This window comes from Sphingomonas sp. A2-49 (assembly GCF_025548555.1).
Taxonomy (GTDB): Bacteria; Pseudomonadota; Alphaproteobacteria; order Sphingomonadales; family Sphingomonadaceae; genus Sphingomonas.
Genome location: NZ_JAJLPA010000013.1, coordinates 71,460 through 89,316, shown reverse-complemented (window position 1 = coordinate 89,316; position 17,857 = coordinate 71,460). Strand labels below are relative to the sequence as shown.

The 17,857-nt window shown below is 70.0% G+C and carries 14 protein-coding genes; 10 read left to right on the top strand and 4 right to left on the bottom strand.

The features are described from left to right. Positions 1-115: 115 nt before the first annotated feature. Both LPN01_RS11810 and LPN01_RS11805 read left to right on the top strand, forming a co-directional pair. Complete coding sequence (locus LPN01_RS11810) at positions 116-1,837, top strand: GH39 family glycosyl hydrolase (protein WP_262828617.1); 1,722 nt, start codon at positions 116-118, stop codon at positions 1,835-1,837. A 277-nt stretch (positions 1,838-2,114) separates the two neighbouring features. Beyond that, positions 2,115-2,468 (top strand): tetratricopeptide repeat protein, encoded by a 354-nt coding sequence (locus LPN01_RS11805; RefSeq protein WP_262828616.1) that lies wholly within the window; start codon positions 2,115-2,117, stop codon positions 2,466-2,468. A gap of 39 nt (positions 2,469-2,507) precedes the next feature. Here the strand turns inward: LPN01_RS11805 and dcd are convergent, their stop codons facing one another. Then, positions 2,508-3,062 carry a dCTP deaminase gene (dcd, locus tag LPN01_RS11800; protein ID WP_262828615.1) on the bottom strand — a complete coding sequence of 185 codons (555 nt, stop codon included), beginning with the start codon at positions 3,060-3,062 and terminating at the stop codon, positions 2,508-2,510. Between the two features lie 120 nt (positions 3,063-3,182). Between dcd and LPN01_RS11795 the strand changes: the two genes are divergently transcribed. The 5 genes from LPN01_RS11795 (at position 3,183) to LPN01_RS11775 (ending at position 9,194) form a co-directional block, all read left to right on the top strand. Then, positions 3,183-3,614: an NUDIX domain-containing protein gene (locus tag LPN01_RS11795; protein ID WP_262828614.1), complete on the top strand. Its 432-nt coding sequence runs from the start codon at positions 3,183-3,185 to the stop codon at positions 3,612-3,614. Between the two features lie 41 nt (positions 3,615-3,655). Beyond that, entirely contained in the window at positions 3,656-5,314 is a 1,659-nt protein-coding gene (locus LPN01_RS11790) for an NAD(P)/FAD-dependent oxidoreductase (RefSeq protein WP_262828613.1), read from the top strand. A 106-nt stretch (positions 5,315-5,420) separates the two neighbouring features. Further along, on the top strand, positions 5,421-6,023 hold the full coding sequence (locus tag LPN01_RS11785) for a TetR/AcrR family transcriptional regulator (protein WP_262828612.1): 603 nt from the start codon (positions 5,421-5,423) through the stop codon (positions 6,021-6,023). Between the two features lie 61 nt (positions 6,024-6,084). Continuing rightward, positions 6,085-7,845, top strand: a complete 1,761-nt coding sequence (locus LPN01_RS11780; RefSeq protein WP_262828611.1) for an ATP-binding protein — start codon at positions 6,085-6,087, stop codon at positions 7,843-7,845. Then, positions 7,842-9,194, top strand: coding sequence for a sigma-54-dependent transcriptional regulator (locus tag LPN01_RS11775; protein WP_262828610.1), 1,353 nt, complete (start codon positions 7,842-7,844; stop codon positions 9,192-9,194). Before LPN01_RS11780 ends, LPN01_RS11775 begins: the two co-directional genes overlap by 4 nt. 48 nt (positions 9,195-9,242) lie before the next feature. Here LPN01_RS11775 and LPN01_RS11770 read toward each other — a convergent pair whose 3' ends face one another. Then, the gene (locus tag LPN01_RS11770; RefSeq protein WP_262828609.1) at positions 9,243-9,857 is read right to left on the bottom strand and encodes a TetR/AcrR family transcriptional regulator; all 615 of its coding nucleotides are present in this window, start codon (positions 9,855-9,857) and stop codon (positions 9,243-9,245) included. A gap of 131 nt (positions 9,858-9,988) precedes the next feature. Here LPN01_RS11770 and LPN01_RS11765 point away from each other — a divergent pair, with 131 nt between their 5' ends. From LPN01_RS11765 to LPN01_RS11755, 3 genes are read left to right on the top strand one after another with little or no spacing between them, the layout of a single operon-like run. Next, positions 9,989-11,176: an efflux RND transporter periplasmic adaptor subunit gene (locus LPN01_RS11765; RefSeq protein WP_262828608.1), complete on the top strand. Its 1,188-nt coding sequence runs from the start codon at positions 9,989-9,991 to the stop codon at positions 11,174-11,176. Positions 11,177-11,182: 6 nt separating this feature from the next. Further along, on the top strand, positions 11,183-14,413 hold the full coding sequence (locus tag LPN01_RS11760) for an efflux RND transporter permease subunit (protein ID WP_262828607.1): 3,231 nt from the start codon (positions 11,183-11,185) through the stop codon (positions 14,411-14,413). A gap of 5 nt (positions 14,414-14,418) precedes the next feature. Next, entirely contained in the window at positions 14,419-15,894 is a 1,476-nt protein-coding gene (locus LPN01_RS11755; RefSeq protein ID WP_262828622.1) for an efflux transporter outer membrane subunit, read from the top strand. Positions 15,895-15,897: 3 nt separating this feature from the next. On the opposite strand, the gene LPN01_RS11750 is transcribed toward LPN01_RS11755, so the two are convergent. Beyond that, positions 15,898-16,926, bottom strand: coding sequence for a glycosyltransferase family 4 protein (locus LPN01_RS11750; RefSeq protein WP_262828606.1), 1,029 nt, complete (start codon positions 16,924-16,926; stop codon positions 15,898-15,900). After that, a complete protein-coding gene (locus LPN01_RS11745) occupies positions 16,926-17,789 on the bottom strand; it encodes a UDP-2,3-diacylglucosamine diphosphatase (RefSeq protein ID WP_262828605.1) in 864 nt (287 codons plus the stop codon). The genes LPN01_RS11750 and LPN01_RS11745 overlap by 1 nt, the downstream gene beginning before the upstream one ends. Positions 17,790-17,857 lie beyond the last annotated feature (68 nt).

Sequence of the window (17,857 nt, the reverse complement as noted above, 5' to 3'; positions counted from 1 at the left end):
GGCACCGGCACTGGCACCGGCACCGGCACCTGCGGATGGCCGGACGACGGAAGCGGCTATGCAATCGCGACGTGGTAGCGCTATCCTGATCGAAACGGACCAGGAGGGTATCGCGATGCGGGCAGGGGCGAACACTGACGGGGCGGGCCCGCACGACCGGACGACCGATGGCGGGACGGTGTGCGCCACCGATCGCCGCCCGCGCGCGCAGCCTGCCCGTGCCGCCGGCGCGCCGGCCACGCATCGCGGGACGCCGGGCGCAGGATTGCGGCTGGCCTGCGGCGCGGCGCTGCTCGCGCTGGCGGGACCGGTGATCGCCGGGCCGACACCGCGCACGGTGCAGGCGGCTGCGGCGGCGCGGACGATCGCTGTCGATGTCCGCGGCCCCGTCACGCCGCGGAACCGGATGGCGCAATTGTCGATCGGGTCCGACTTTCCGGGGACGCTGGAGCGCGACGACAGCCTCGCGCAGCTGGAGATCGTGCAGCGCGAACTGGGATTCCGCTATATCCGCTTCCACAATGTCTTCGCGGACCAGCTGGGCGTGTACCGGCTGGTCGACGGCAAGCCGGTGATCGACTGGACGCGGATCGACCGGCTGTACGACCGGCTGCTCGCGATGAAACTCAAGCCCTTCGTCGAACTGGGCTTCACCCCCGATGCGATGAAGACGTCGGATCAGACGATCTTCTACTGGAAGGGCAATACCTCGCATCCGCAGGCCGGCCCCTGGACCGCACTGGTCGATGCGTTCGCGCGTCACCTGATCCAACGATACGGCGCGGCGGAGGTGCGCAGCTGGTATTTTGAGGTGTGGAACGAGCCCAACCTCGCCGGTTTCTGGGAAAAGGCCGACCAGCCGGCCTATTTCGACCTCTATGCCCGCACCGCGCGCACGCTGAAGGCGGTCGATCCGGCGTTGCGCGTCGGCGGACCGTCGACCGCCGGCGCCGCCTGGGTCCCAGAGTTCCTGGCCTTCGCCGACCGGCAGGCGCTGCCGGTCGATTTCGTGACCACGCACACCTATGGCGTCGAGGGCGGCTTCCTCGACGAGAAGGGCGAGGGCGACACCAAGCTGTCGCGCGATCCCGATGCGATCGTCGCCGACGTGCGCCGGGTGCGCGCGCAGATCGCGGCGTCGTCGCGCCCGCACCTGCCGCTGTTCTTCACCGAGTGGAGCACCAGCTACAGCCCGCGCGATGCGATCCACGACGACTATCTCGGTGCCGCCTATATCCTCGGCAAGCTGCGGCGGACCGAGGGACTGGCGCAGGGCATGAGCTACTGGACGTTCAGCGACCTGTTCGAGGAACCGGGGGCGCAGGGTCGCCCGTTCGAGGGCGGGTTCGGCCTGATGACGCCGCAGGGGATCCGCAAGCCGTCATGGCTCGCCTATAAATACCTGCACGATCTGGGCGACAGCGAACTGGCGACGGGCGACCCGCAGAGCATCGCCGCGATCAGGGGCAAGACGGTACAGGTGCTGGCGTGGCGCGACGTGCTGCCCGTGCAGGCGGTGAGCAACCGTCCGTTCTTCACCCGCGTCCGTCCTGCTGCCGAGGCGCCGCCCCTCCGTATCGCGTTCCAGGGACTCGCGCCGGGCCGCCATCGCGCGCGGGTGCGGCGCACCGGATACCGGCACAACGACGCCTATACCGCCTATCTGGAAATGGGTCGCCCCGCCGCGCTCGATGCGGCGCAGCGCGCCCGGCTCGCCGCGCTCACCACGGATACGCCGGTGGTGCAGACGATCGTCGTCGGGCGGGACGGAACCGGGACATTGCGCCTGCCGATGCGCGATCACGACGTCGTGATGGTCGAGATCGACCGACCCTGACGCCGCGCCCGCGGGCGCACAGCGGCCGCGGCATCAACAGCCCCGGCGCGGCAACCCGCGCCGCCCGCGGGATGCATGGCCGTGCGCGAGCCGCATCGCGACCCTGTTACGTCCTTGTCGTCGGCGGCGCACCCCCGGGATGTCCCGGGACGAACCGGATCGCCCCCGAGGGCGGGTCCATTCCCGTCTATAGATGCTTGCAGCGCTGTCTTCCAAGTGACACAACAGTGTCACAAAAATGAAACCTGTCGATCGGACGGGGGAAGGAGACGATGCAATGCGTGTGATTGTCGCGACGATGCTGGCGGGTGCATGCCTGACGACGCCAGCGCTGGCCAAGGACCGTATGGGCTATCAGGCGATCGCCGCGGGCGACTTCACGACGGCGGCGAAGCGGATCGAGGCGGAGCGGCGGATCTTCCCCGACCGGCCCGAACTGATGCTGAACCTGGCGGTGGCCTATGCGCGCACCGGCCGTACCGCCGATGCGCGCGCGCTCTACGGCGACGTGCTGCAGCGCCCGGTGGTGGCGATGGACATGCCGAACGGCGCGGTGACGTCGTCGCACGAGGTCGCGTCGCGCGGCCTGGCCCGGCTGACGATGCCGGAGACGACGCTGGCGACGCGCTGATCCTGCTGCGGCCCGTCCGGCAGGGCGGGCCGTCGGCGCCTACAGACGCGGCAGGGTGACCCCGCGTTGTCCCATATATTTGCCGGCGCGATCGGCATAGCTCGTCTCGCACGGCTCGTTGCCTTGCAGGAACAGGAACTGGCACGCGCCCTCGTTGGCGTAGATCTTGGCCGGCAACGGGGTGGTGTTCGAGAATTCGAGCGTCACATGCCCCTCCCAGCCGGGCTCCAGCGGCGTCACGTTGACGATGATCCCGCACCGCGCATAGGTCGACTTGCCAAGGCAGATGACCAGCACGTCGCGCGGCACCCGGAAATATTCCACCGTCCGCGCCAGTGCGAAGCTGTTCGGCGGGATGATGCAGACGTCGGTCTTGCGATCGACGAAGCTGTTGGCCGCGAAGTCCTTGGGATCGACGATGACGCTGTCGATGTTGGTGAACACCTTGAATTCGTCGGCGACGCGGGCGTCGTAGCCATAGCTCGACAGGCCGTAACTGATGCAGCCGTCGCGGCGTTGCGATTCGACGAACGGTTCGATCATCGCATCGGCGAGCGCGCGCTCGCGAATCCAGCGGTCGGACAGGATGGACATGGCGGCTCCCCTTCGCAGCGCCTCTTCGCCCGTTAGGCCCGGCAGGGCAAGGTGCTGGCGGGGGTGCCGCGGTCCGGATAGCATGCGGCGATGCGGCCTTTGATCGACCTTGGCTATCGCATGCGCCGGTGGGCCCTGGCCTTGCTCGGCTGGCGGACGCGGGGGGTGAAGGTGATGGCGTTCGACGGCGGCGGACGGTTGCTGCTGGTGCGGCATCGCTACGGCCGTTCAGACCTGTGGATGCTGCCCGGCGGCGGGATGGCGCGGGGCGAGTCGGCCGTGGGCGCAGCGGCGCGGGAATTGCGGGAGGAGACGCGCTGCGTCCTGCGCGACGCGGTGCCGGTCAGCGCCTTCGAATCGTCGGCGGAGGGACGGCGCGATACCGTGACGCTGATCCGCGGGCGGACCGACGATCCGCCGGTGGCGGACGGCGTCGAGCTGGCGGAGGCACGATTCTTCCCGCCCGGTGCGCTGCCATCCGCGCTGTCGCCGGCGACGGCGCGGCGGATCGCCGAATGGCGGGGCGAGCGGACGGCGGACGGGCGCTGGTAGACCCCGCTGGCTGACCGCCGGCGAAGGCGCTACAGCGGGGCATGCTGCGCATTACCGAGTTGAAGCTGCCCCTCAATCATCCCGAGGAGGCTCTGGCGGCTGCGATCCGCAACCGGCTGCGGATCACGCCGCGCGACCTGATCCGCTATACGATCGCACGGCGGGCGCACGACGCGCGCGACAAGATGGACATCCATTTCGTCTATTCGATCGACGTGACCGTGAAGAACGAGGCGCAGGTGCTGGCGCGGTTCAGGCGCGACCGCGACGTCAACACGACCCCCGACACCGGCTACCGGTTCGTCGCCAAGGCGCCGCCGGGCTATGCCGGACCGCGCCCGGTGGTCGTCGGCGCGGGGCCGTGCGGCCTGTTCGCCGGACTGATCCTCGCCCAGATGGGGTTCCGGCCGATCATCCTCGACCGCGGCAAGGTGGTGCGCGAGCGGACCAAGGATACCTGGGGCCTGTGGCGGCGCAGCGAGCTCAACCCCGAATCGAACGTCCAGTTCGGCGAGGGCGGGGCTGGCACCTTCTCGGACGGCAAGCTGTGGAGCCAGATCAAGGACCCGCGGCACCTGGGCCGCAAGGTGCTGACCGAATTCGTCAAGGCCGGCGCCCCGCCGGAGATCCTGACCGAGGCGCATCCGCATATCGGCACCTTTCGCCTGGTGACGATGGTGGAGAGCATGCGCGCCACGGTCGAGGCGCTGGGCGGCGAATATCGCTTCCAGCAGCGCGTCGACGACCTCGATATCGAGGTCGCGGCCGACGGGCGCCGCCGGCTGCGCGGTATCGTCCTGCAATCCGGCGAGACGATCGCGACGGGGCCGGTCGTGCTGGCGCTGGGCCACAGCGCGCGCGATACCTTTCACATGCTGCACGCGCGCGGCGTGCATCTCGAGGCCAAGCCCTTCTCGATCGGCGTGCGGATCGAGCATCCGCAAAGCTGGATCGACGAGGCGCGCTTCGGCCCGTGCGCGGGGCATCCCGACCTGGGCGCCGCGGCGTACAGCCTGTCGCATCACTGCGGGAACGGACGCACGGTCTACAGTTTCTGCATGTGTCCGGGCGGCACGGTCGTCGCGGCGACGTCCGAAACCGGCCGGGTCGCGACCAACGGCATGAGCCAATATTCGCGCAACGAGCGCAACGCCAATTCGGGGATCGTCGTCGGGATCGATCCGGCGCGCGACTATCCGGGCGATCCGCTCGCCGGCATCGCATTGCAGCGCCACTGGGAAAGCCGCGCGTTCGAGGTCGGCGGCGGCGACTACAAGGCACCGGCGCAGCGACTGGGCGACTTCCTGGCGGGGCGGCCGTCGACGCGGCTCGGCACCGTCGTCCCCTCCTACCGGCCGGGCGTGCGGCTGACCGACCTCGCCGATTGCCTGCCCGACTTCGCGGTCACCGCGATGCGCGAGGCGCTGGTCGCGTTCGGCCGCGAGATACCGGGCTACGACCATCCCGACGCGGTGATGACCGGGGTGGAGACGCGCACGTCCTCGCCCGTCCGCATCACCCGCGACGACGACTTCCAGAGCGTCAACACCGCCGGCCTGTATCCGGCGGGCGAGGGGGCGGGCTATGCCGGCGGCATCCTGTCGGCAGCGGTCGACGGCATCAAAATCGCCGAGGCGGTGGCGCGCGCGCTGACGATCGACGGCCGGGTGGCGGCGGGCGACCGAGCCGTGGCCGCGTGATCGGTCCGGACCAGCCTTGTTTGTCGAGGCGGCGAGTTCTATACTGAGCGATATGGAAAGCTTGGCCGTTCTGCCCGTTGCGGATCCTTCCGCGCCGGACCTGCCCGTGGCGGCATTGCCGCCCAAGGGTCGCCCGCGCGAATTCTGCACCGACGCCGCGCTCGCGGCGGCGCTCCGCGTGTTCTGGAGCAAGGGATATGAAGGCGCCTCGCTCGCCGACCTGACCGAGGCGATGGGGATCACCCGGCCCAGCCTGTATGCCGCCTTCGGCAACAAGGAGGCGTTGTTCCACAAGGCGCTCGACCTCTATGAGGCGGAGAAGCTGGAATATATCCGCGTCGCGCTCGAACAGCCGACCGCGCGGGGCGTCGCGGAGACGTTCATGCGCGGTGCGCTGGCGATGCAGACCAGCCAGTGCGACCCCAAGGGGTGCCTGGGCGTCATCAGCGCGATGGCGTGCGGCGCGGAGGCCGAATCGATCAAGGCGGACGTCATCGCGCGGCGCGCGTCGTCGCAGGCGGCGCTGATCGGGCGGTTCGAACAGGCCAAGCGCGACGGCGATTTGCCCGCCCATGTCGACGTGCTCGGACTGACCAGCTACCTCTATGCATTGTTGCAGGGGATGGCGGTACAGGCGGGGTCGGGCGCCAGCCGCGCCGATCTCGAACGGCTGGTCGACACCAGCCTGGCGATCTGGCCGAGCCGCTGATCGCAGGACGCCCGGCGCCGCCCCGCGCCGGAGCGGCGGGATCGTGCCGGCCGCGCACCGCATGAGGCTGCGGCGCCGGACGGTCTGGGCGCTGGCGGTCGCCGCAATGCTGGCGGCGGCGGTCGCGCTCGGTGCGCGCTGGGCCGCGGCATCGGCGCGATCCGCCACCGATCGCTCCGCGATCGCGATCGCACGGACGCATGCCGGTCTGCTCGCCAGCGAATTGCAGAAATTCCGGCTCCTGCCGCTCGTGCTGGCGGAATATCCCGATGTCGCGCGCGCACTGGCCGGAGCCGACGGGCCGGCGGTGGGGCGGCTCGATGCGACGCTGGAACTGCTCGCGGCACGCACCGACGCGGCGGCGCTCTATGCAATCGACTTGCACGGGCGCGCCGTCGCCGCGAGCAACTGGCGCCTGCCGACCAGCTTCGTCGGGCAGGATTATGCCTTCCGCGGCTATTTCACCGACGCGATGCGCCGCGGGCAGGCGGAGGTGTTCGCGCTCGGCACGGTCAGCCGCCGCCCGGGGCTGTACCTTGCCCGACGCATCGATCGCGGCGGCCGTCCGCTCGGTGTCATCGTGGTCAAGGTCGAATTCGACCGGCTGGAGCGGGAATGGGCGCAGGCGTCGGGTGCCACCGTCGTGATCGATCCGCACGGCCTGATCCTCGTCACCAGCATGTCCGGCTGGCGCTTCCATCCGACGCGCCCGCTCGACGCCGCGGCCGCCGCGGCGCTGCGCCGGTCGCGCCAGTTCGGCGCGGCGTTGCCCGCGACGCTGGCGTTCCGGCTGACCGGCCGCGACGCGATCCGGACGCCGCGGCTGTGCTATCGCGTGGCGGAGGCGGCGGTGCCGCTGCGGGGCGGACGGTTGCTGCACCTGACCCCGCTCGCACCGCAGCTCGCCGCGGCACGGGGGCAGGCGATGCTGTGGGGGGCGGGGCTGCTGCTCGTCCTCGGGCTGGTCGGCGGGACCGGCCTGCGCGCGGCGGAACGGCGGCGGCTCCAGTCGCGCGCGCGCGCCGCGCTGGAGGAGGAGGTCGCGCGGCGCACCGCGGAGCTGCGCGACAGCAATGCGCGGCTGGTCGTCGAATCGGAGGAGCGGGCCGAGGCCGATCGCCGCTTTCGCGCCGCGCGCGAGGAGCTGGCGCAGGCCAACCGATTGGGCTCGCTCGGCCAGATTACCGCCGGCGTCGCGCATGAGATCAACCAGCCGCTCGCCGCGATCCGCACCTTCGCCGAAAACGGCACCAAGCTGATCGACCGCGACGCGCCGGAGCGCGCGCGCGAGAATCTGGGGCGGATCGTCGAGCTGACCGAGCGGATCGGAGCGATCACCGGCGAATTGCGCGCCTTCGCCCGGCGGCGGACCCCGTCGCGGGGTGCGCCGACGATCGGCGAGGCGATCGACGGCACCCTGATGCTGATCGGCGACCGCGCGCGCGGCATCGTCGTCGATGCGGTGCCCGCCGACCTGCGCGCAGTGCGCGTGCACGCCGACCGGATCCGGCTGGAACAGATATTGGTCAACCTCGTGCAGAATGCGCTCGACGCCGTCGTCGATACCGCCGGCGCGCGGGTGACGATCGCCGCGCGGAGCCGCGAGGCCACGCTGGACGTGCAGGTGAACGACAATGGTCCGGGCGTCGATGCCAGCCTGGACGATACGCTGTTCACGCCGTTCGCGTCCGCCAAGGCGGGCGGGCTGGGGCTCGGCCTCGCCATCGCGCGCGACATCGCGATCGAGTTCGGCGGCGGACTGGCGCTGGCGCGGGGCACCGGACCGGGCGCGGTCTTCGTGCTGACGCTGCGACGCGCATGAGCGGCCAGACCATCCTGTTCGTCGAGGACGACGAGGCGTTGCGCGGCGCGACGGTGCAGGCGATGGAACTGGCCGGCCTGACCGTGCGCGCATTCGCGGGGGCGGAGGCGGCGCTGGCGGCGCTGACGCCCGATTTCGACGGCGTGATCGTGTCCGACATCCGCATGCCGCGGATGGACGGGCTGCAATTGCTCGCGAACGTCCGGGCGCTCGATGCCGACCTGCCGGTGATTCTGGTCACCGGACATGGCGACGTGCCGATGGCGGTGGCGGCGCTGCACGACGGCGCGTTCGACTTCCTGACCAAGCCCTTCGCCTCGGACCACCTGATCGCGACGATCGCGCGGGCGCTCGAACGGCGCGGGCTGATCGTCGAGAACCGCCGGCTGCGCGCCGCGGTGGCGGAGGGCGAGGCGGCGAGCCCGCTGATCGGGGACAGCGCGGCGATCGTCGCGCTGCGCGGCACCATCCGCCGACTGGCCGAGGCCGACATCGACGTGCTGATCGAGGGGGAGACGGGCACGGGCAAGGATCTGGTCGCGGCGATGCTGCACCGGCTCGGCCCGCGGCGCAAGCGGCCGTTCGTCGCCGTCCATTGCGCGGCGCTCGCGCCCGGGACGGCGGCGATCGAGCTGTTCGGCCATGCCGCCGACAGCGTGCCGCACACGCGCCTCGCGCGCATCGGCAGCATCGTCGCGTCGCATGGCGGCACGCTGCTGCTCGACGAGATCGACGCGCTGGCGCCCGAGGTGCAGGCCGCGCTGTCGCGGGTGATCGAGGAGCGCGAGGTGCAGCCGATCGGCGCAGAACGCAGCGAGGCGGTGAACCTGCATATCGTCGCGACCGGCCGTGGCGACCTGGGCGAGGCGGTCGCGGCGGGGGCGTTCCGGGCGAACCTCTATCACCGGCTGGCGGCGGCGCGGCTGCGGCTGCCGCCGCTGCGCGATCGCGGCCACGACCGCATGCTGCTGTTCGTCGCGTTCGTCGAGGAAGCGCGCGGGGCGCTGGCACGGCCGGACTTTCGCATCGACGAGGCGGCGCGGCGTCACGTCCTGGAGCATGGCTGGCCGGGCAACGTGCGCGAATTGCGCAATCATGCGTTCGCCTGCGTGCTGGACGGCGACGGCGACGCGGCGGCGGATCGCGAGGCGGCGCGCGACCTGCCGACCCGTGTCGCCGAATTCGAGACGCGCACGATCGTCGACGCCCTGCGTGCCAGCGGCGGTAACGTCGTCAGGACGGTCGAACTGCTCGGCGTTCCGAGGAAAACGCTCTATTACAAGCTTTCCCGCTACGGCATCGATCCCGAGGCGTTCCGGCCGGTGCGCACGGGGCAGGGGCCGGAGTGACCGGCGGCGCGGGTCGCCGGGCGGTCGTGCCCCGCCGAATGCGGCCGCCTACCGCTCCCCCCCGGGCAAGCGCGCTTCGCGTCGCAGGGCGTCGATCTCGCGATCGATGATGCCGAGCAGGGTCGTGACCAGCGGCGTCATGTCCGAACGCGGACGGACCAGGCGATGGTGGAGCAGCCCCAGCGACATCGTCAGGATCGCGTCCGCCAGCGCGGCGCGCCGGACCGCCAGCGCATCGCCGCTCGCGAGCATCGCCAGCGCGTCGAGCATCAGCACGCGGACATCGTCGTGGATGCTTTCGAAGATCGCCGCGACGCGCGCGTTGCGTGCCGCCTCCGCGATGATCTCGGCGAACAGGCGGCCATCGTCCTCGTCGTCCTCGTCGGGCATGACGAACTGCCGGATCCAGTCGCGAACCTCATGCTCCTGGCCGTCCTGGATCGCGAGTCGCAGCGCGTCGGCGGCCATGAACGACCGACAATCGGCGTTGACGATGGCAGCGACGATGTCCTCCTTGGCCGCGAAATCGCGATACAGCTGGCCGACCGCGACACCCGATTCCCTGGCGATCTGGGCGATGCCCGTCGCATGAAAACCATTATCTATGAATAATTTGCGCGCTGCCGCGATCACCCGCCAGCGCCGCTCTTCGCCCTTATTCATTGGTGCGCCGCAACATTTTCTTGGGTCGATCATTCCATCCTCGTCCAGCGGAGCCTTGACGCTGCTTCGTCCGAAGAGGTAGCAGGACGTGAGTGATCGATCACTCACAATTTCAGCGACGGACATTTTGCATGGCAATCAAGCGACACGGGGTGGCGGTGCTCGCGTTGGCAATGGCTCTCGCGGCATGCGGGGGCGGCCAGCCGCAACAGCAGGCGCCGCAGGGTCCGCCAACCGTCGGCTATGTCGTCGTGCGCGAACAGGCGGTGACCCTGACCAGCGAGCTGCCCGGTCGCACGACCGCCTACGAGACGTCCGAAGTCCGGCCGCAGGTCAACGGCCTGGTGCTCCAGCGCCTGTTCGTCGAGGGCGACATGGTCCGCAAGGGCCAGCCGCTCTACCGGATCGATCCCGCGCCCTATGAGGCACAGGTGGCGAGCGCGCGTGCCGCCCTGGCGCGGGCCCGCGCCGCGATCGCGTCCAGCGCGGCGCTGGCGCGTCGCTACAACGAGCTCGTCAAGATCAACGCGATCGCCCGGCAGGACCTGGAAAACGCGCAGACCAGCGCGCAGCAGGCGCGCGCCGATGTTGCGGCGCAGCAGGCGGCGGTCCGCACCGCGCAGATCGACCTCGCCCGTACCACCATCCGCGCGCCGATCACCGGGCGCATCGGCCGTTCGGCCTTCACCACCGGCGCATTGGTGTCCGCGGCGCAGACCGCGCCGCTGGCGACGATCCAGCGGCTCGATCCGATCTACGTCGACATCCAGCAGTCGAGCGCCGACCTGCTCAAGCTGCGCCAGCAGATCATGAGCGGCCAGCTGACCCGCGACGGCAACGCCCGCGTCTCGCTGAAGCTCGAGGACGGGTCCGCCTACGGCCCGCAGGGCACGCTGCGCTTTGCGGACGTCACGGTGGATCCGACGACGGGATCGCAGGTGATCCGCGCGCTGTTCCCCAACCCCAACGGCCTGCTGCTGCCCGGCATGTTCGTGCGTGCCTCGCTGGCCGAGGGCACCGACCAGAATGCGATCCTCGTCCCCCAGCGCGCGGTCAGCCGCGATGAAAAGGGGCAGGCGACGACGATGGTGATCGGTGCCGACGGCAAGGTGCAGCCGCGCATGCTCCAGACCAACCGGACGGTCGGCGACAACTGGCTGGTCACCGGCGGCATCAAGCCCGGCGACAAGGTGATCGTCGAGGGCGGCATGATGCTGCGCCCCGGCATGGCCGTACAGGGCAAGCCGTGGAACCCCAACGCGCCCGCCGCCGGAGCCCCGCAGGGCGGCGCCGGCGCGCCCGCAGCACAGGCGAAGTAACCGATCATGTCGCGCTATTTCATCGATCGCCCGATCTTCGCCTATGTGCTGGCGATCGTGGTCATGCTCGCGGGCGTGCTCGCGATCCGCAGCCTGCCGATCGCTCAGTTCCCGGCGATCGCCCCCCCGGCGGTGTCGATCACCGCCAATTATCCGGGCGCCGACGCGCAGACGCTGGAAAACACCACCACCCAGATCATCGAGCAGCAGCTGAAGGGCATCGACAACCTTCGCTATTTCTCGTCCTCGTCCTCCTCCGCCGGCACGGTCACGATCACGCTGACCTTCGAACAGGGCACCGATCCCGACATCGCGCAGGTGCAGGTCCAGAACAAGCTGCAGGCGGCGACCCCGCTGCTGCCGCAGGAGGTCCAGCGCCAGGGGCTGCTGGTCGCCAAGGCGACGCAGAACTTCCTGATGTTCGTCGGCCTGTATTCCGCCGACGGCAGCCACAGCGATTCCGACCTGTCGGACTATATCGTCTCCAAGCTTCAGGACCCGCTCGCCCGCGTCAACGGCGTCGGCGACACGCAGGTGTTCGGATCGCAATATGCGATGCGGATCTGGGTCGATCCGATGAAGCTCAACAATTACGCGCTGACGATGGCCGACGTGACGGCGGCGATCACGACCCAGAACGCACAGGTGTCCGCCGGCCAGATCGGCGCGCAGCCCGCGCCCAAGGAACAGATGCTCAACGCCACCGTCTCGGTGGAATCGCGCCTGACCTCGCCCGAGCAATTCGCCGCGATCCGGCTGAAGAGCAACGCCGACGGATCGGTCGTGCGGCTGGGCAACGTCGCCCGCGTCGCGATCGGCGCCGAGAATTACGGCTTTTCCTCTCAGTGGAACGGCAAGCCCGCATCGGGCATCGGCATCAAGCTGGCGCCCGGCGCCAACGCGCTGACGACGGTGACCGCGATCAAGGCGCGCGTCGACCAGATCGCCAAGCAATTCCCCTCCGACGTCAAGGTCATCTACCCCTATGACACGTCGCCGTTCGTGCGGCTGTCGGTGGAACAGGTGGTGCACACGCTGATCGAGGCGGTGGTGCTTGTGTTCCTCGTCATGTTCCTGTTCCTCCAGAACTGGCGCGCGACGCTGATCCCGACGATCGCGGTGCCGGTCGTGCTGCTGGGGACGTTCGCGATCCTCGCCATCGCCGGCTACTCGATCAACACGCTGACGCTGTTCGGCACGGTGCTCGCCATCGGCCTGCTGGTCGACGACGCGATCGTCGTCGTCGAGAACGTCGAGCGGCTCATCACCACCGAACACCTGACGCCGAAGGAAGCGGCGCGCAAATCGATGGACGAGATCACCGGCGCGCTCGTCGGCATCGCGCTCGTCCTGTCGGCGGTGTTCCTGCCGATGGCGTTCTTCGGCGGATCGACCGGCGTCATCTATCGCCAGTTCTCGATCACGATCGTCTCGGCGATGGTGCTCTCGATCGCGGTCGCGCTGATCCTCACCCCGGCGCTGTGCGCGACGATCCTGAAGCCGCACGATCCCGGCAAGGCGGAGGGCAACGGCCCGCTCGCGCGCTTCTTCCGCTGGTTCAACGACAAGTTCGATCGTGGGCAGGCCCGCTACGAACGCGGCGTCCGCAAGACGGCACGCAGCTGGAAGCGGTCGATGCTCGTCTATCTGCTGATCGTCGCCGGCATGGCGTTCATGTTCATGCGCCTACCGACGGGCTTCCTGCCCGACGAGGATCAGGGGATCATGATCGCGCTGGTGCAGGGTCCGCCGGGCGCGACCACCACGCGCACGCAGAAGGGCCTCGACACGATCAAGGACCATTTCCTGCAAAAGGAGGGCGGCAACGTCCAGGGCGTGTTCACCGTCAACGGCTTCAGCTTCGCCGGCGCCGGCCAGAACAGCGGCATCGCGTTCATCCCGCTGAAGAGCTGGGATCAGCGCGAGGGCGCGGCGAACAAGGCGCAGGCGATCGCCGGCCGGGCGATGGGCGTATTCTCTGCGTTCAAGGACGGCATGATCTTCGCGGTCATCCCGCCGGCGGTGCAGGAGCTGGGCAATGCGACCGGTTTCGACCTCCAGCTGGTCGACCAGACCGGCGTCGGCCATGCCAAGCTGGTCGAGGCGCGCAACATGATGCTGGGTATGGCGGCGCAGGACAAGTCGCTGGTCGGCGTGCGCCCCAACGCGCTCGACGACGCGCCGCAGCTCAAGATCGACGTCGATCAGGACAAGGCGCGCGCCCTCGGGCTCGACCTCGGCACGGTCAACAACACCATCTCGACCGCGTGGGGCGGCGCCTACGTCAACGACTTCATCGATCGCGGCCGCGTCAAGCGCGTCTACATCCAGGCGGACGAGCCCTATCGCTTGAAGCCCGAGGACATCGGCAATTTCTACGTCCGCGGCGCGACCGGCACGATGGCGCCGTTCACCGCCTTCTCGACGCTGTCCTGGGCGCAGGCGCCCGCGCAGCTGACCCGCTACAACGGCTTGCCCGCGATGGAGATCCTTGGCCAGGCGGCGCCCGGCGTCTCGTCCGGCGCGGCAATGAAGGCGATGGAGGCGATCCACGCCAAATTGCCGCCGGGCACCGGCCTCGAATGGACCGGGCTCAGCTACGAGGAACGGCTGTCGGGCGGGCAGGCGCCGGCGTTGTACGGCCTGTCGCTGCTGATCGTGTTCCTGTGCCTCGCGGCGCTGTACGAAAGTTGGTCGGTGCCGATCTCGGTGCTGCTGGTGGTGCCGCTCGGCGTGCTCGGCGCGGTCCTGGCCGCGACGCTGACGGGGCTCAACAACGACATCTACCTCCAGGTCGGCCTCATCACCACGATCGGCGTGTCGGCGAAGAACGCGATCCTGATCGTCGAGTTCGCCGAGGAGCGGATCAACGAGGGGATGCGGCCGTTCGACGCGGCGGTGGAGGCGGCCAAGCTGCGCCTGCGGCCGATCCTGATGACCAGCCTCGCCTTCGTGTTCGGCGTCATGCCGCTCGCGATCTCTACCGGCGCGGGTGCGGGCGGCCAGAATGCGATCGGCCGCGCGGTGGTCGGCGGCATGCTGTCGGCGACGATCCTCGCGATCTTCTTCGTGCCGATGTTCTTCGTCGTCGTGTTGCGCCTGTTTGGGCACGGCGACGACGGCCATGCGGGGCGCGATGGCGATGGCGATAGCGATGCCGAGCGAGACGGGCGGCCGGAGGGCGGGCGGAATGACGACGGCGGGCACGGGCCGGTCCCGGCACCGCAGGGAGCGTGAGCGTGATGCATAGCAAGATCGTCCTCGGGCTGCTCGCGGCCACCGCGCTCGCCGGCTGCAACCTCGCGCCGAAATACGTCCGTCCGGTCGGCGCGGTGCCAGCCAGCCTGCCGCAGGGCGGGGTCTATCCGGCCGCCGCCACCGACGCGCCCGACGTGACCCGGATCGGCTGGCGGACGTTCTTCACCGATCAGCGACTGCGCGACACGATCGCGCTGGGGCTGGAGAACAACCGCGACCTGCGCGTCGCGGCGGCGAACGTGTTGCAGGCGCGGGCGCAATATCGGGTGCAGCGCGCGGACCTCGTGCCCTCGACGACGCTGTCGGGGTCGGGGACCTATACGAACAACATCCAGGGCGCCGCGGGCGCGCTGGGTGGGGCCGCCGGCGGCGGGACGGGCACCGGGACCGGGACAGGCACCGGTGCGGGCGTCGGGACATCCTCGTCGACCAACCTCGAATTCTATTCGGTCAACGCCGGCTTCTCCGCGTTCGAGCTCGACCTGTTCGGGCGCGTCCGCAACCTCAACCGTGCCGCGCTGGAGCAGTATTTCGCGACCGAGGAGGCGCAACGGTCGACCCGAATCAGCCTGATCGCCGAGATTGCGACGGCATGGCTGACGCTGGCGTCGGATCAGGACCAGCTGCGCATCTCGCAGGATTCGCTGAAGTCGTTCGAACAGTCGCTGGAACTGACCCGCGCGCAGTTCCGCATCGGCGTCGCGTCCGAGCTGGAGGCGCGGCAGGCGGAAACGACGTACCAGACCGCGCGCAACGACATCGCGGTGCTGCGCACCCGGCTGGCGCAGGACAAGAACGCGCTCGACCTGCTGGTCGGCACCCCGATCGCGGCGGCGTTGCTGCCGGAGGGGCTGGGCAACGGCGACGCGGCGCTCCAGGTGCTGCCCGCCGGCGTCGCGTCCGACGTCCTGCTGCGCCGCCCCGACGTGTTGCAGGCCGAGCATCAGCTGATCGCGCAGAACGCCAATATCGGCGCGGCGCGTGCAGCGCTGTTCCCGCGCATCTCGCTGACCGCGACGCTGGGGACGATCAGCACCGCGCTCAGCGGCCTGTTCTCGGGCGGCAGCTTCACCTATACCGGCTCGCCCGCCGTCTCGCTGCCGCTGTTCGACGGCGGCCGGCTGCGCGGCAACGTCGAGGTCGCGCGCGCGCAGCAGCAGGCGGCGGTGTCGACCTATGAGAAGACGGTGCAGACCGCGTTCCGGGAGGTCGCAGACGCGCTGGCGCAGCGCGGCACGATCGACGAACAGATCGCGGCGCAGACGGCGCGGACCGACGCCGCGAGCGTCGCCTTCCGCATTTCGGACGCACGCTATCGCGCCGGGGTCGATTCCTTCCTCACGACGCTCGATGCGCAGCGCAACCTCTACACCGCGCAGCAGCAGCTCGTGTCGACGCGGCTGTCGCGTGGCAGCAACCTCGTCGAGCTGTACCGGTCGCTGGGCGGCGGGCTGGACTGACGATCAGGCGGCGCGGGCGGCGGCGCTCGCCCCGATCGGGGCGAGCCCGGCGAGGAACTGCGCGGCGCTCGCCGCCCAGGTGAAGCGACCGGCATAGGCGGCGCAGGTGGCGCGATCCCGGCCCAGCGCGGCACCGATCGCCACGGCCAGGTCGGGATCGATCGCGCCGACCGTCGCGTCGAGCACGTCGACCGGCCCCGGCGCCGGATAGGCGGCGACGGGCGTGCCGCAGGCCAGCGCCTCGATCATCACCAGCCCGAACGTGTCGGTGCGGCTGGGAAACACGAGCACGTCGGCGCTGCGATAGGCCGCGGCGAGCGCAGGCCCGAACCGCGCCCCCGGGAAGTGCGCCTGCGGGTAGCGCGCGGCAAGCATCGCCCGCGCCGGGCCGTCGCCGATCACCACCTTGGTGCCCGCGACGGGCGCCTCCAGGAATGCCTCGACGTTCTTCTCCACCGCGACGCGACCGACGTACAGCAGGATCGGGCCAGCAAGCGTCGTGATTGCCGGATCGGTCGCGCCGGCGGCGGAGAAGGTGGTGAGGTCGACGCCGCGGCCCCAGCGGCGCAGCCGCGGCAGGCCGTGGTGACGCAGGACGGCGTCGACCGAGGGGGTGGAGGTGAGGATCGCCTCCGCCGGCGCATGGAACCAGCGGATGTAGCGCCAGATCCAGCCGGCATCGACGCCGGTGCGCGCCGCGACGTAATCGGGAAATTGCGTGTGATAGGCGGTGGTGAACCGCAGCCCCTGCGCGATGCACCAGCGCCGCGCGGCAAGCCCGAGCGGGCCTTCGGTGGCGATGTGGATGGCATCCGCGCCAAAGGCCGAAATCAGGCGGCCGACGCTGCGCCGGCGCGCAAGCGCCAGCCGGATTTCGGGATAGCTGGGGCACGGCAGGTTCGCGAACCGGTCTGGCGATACGACCAGCAGTTCGTGCCCCATCGATTCGAGCTCGCGCCGGATCGCGGTCAGCGTGCGGACGACGCCGTTGACCTGCGGCATCCACGCGTCGGTGACGAGGGCGATCCGCATCAGGCGGCGATCGTCGCGAGCCGTTCGGCGGCGTCGCGCCGGGCGATCTCGTCGGCCCAGTGCAGCAATTCCATCCGGCCGTCGAAATGCTCGACCAGCGCGGTGCATCCCTCCACCCAGTCGCCGTCGTTGTAATAGGCGATGTCGCCGATCGTGCGGATCTCTGCGGTGTGGATATGGCCGCAGACGACGCCGTCGACGCCGCGCGACCCGGCGGCATGGGCGACGACCTCCTCGAACCGCGAGATGAAGGCGACCGCATTCTTCACCTTGGCCTTGGCGTGCTTCGACAGCGACCAATAGGGCAGACCGAGCAACCGGCGGCCGGCATTGACCCAGCGGTTGACCACCATCAGCGCGGTATAGGCGCCGTCGCCGATCACCGCGACCCAGCGGTGGGCGAGCGTGATCGCGTCGAATTCGTCGCCGTGCAGCACCAGCAGGCGGCGGCCGTCGGCGGTGGTGTGGATCGCCTTGCGCCGGATCTTCACGCCGCCGAAATCCAGGCCGGCGAACTGGCGGAACACCTCGTCGTGGTTGCCGGGAATATAGGTGACGCGGGTGCCGCGCTTCGCCCGCTTCATCAGTCGCCACACGACGTCGTTGTGACTGGCCGGCCAGAAGAAGCGCTTCTTCAGCCGCCAGCCATCGATCATGTCGCCGACCAGGTACAATTGGTCGCTGTCGACATGGTCGAGGAAGTCGATCAGCATGTCGGCGTTGCAGCCCCGCGTGCCGAGGTGGACGTCGGATATCCAGATCGTGCGATAGCGGCGGCGGGTGACGCCGGGCCGCTCCGGCTGCGTCGGGCGATGGCTGACGAAGGCGAGGATGTCGGCGGTGTCGTGGTCGGCGGTGGTCATGTCGGCCCCCCGGGAACGCGGCGTTCCCGGGACGCGTCCTGCCCGACGGATGTGACGCTGCCATCACG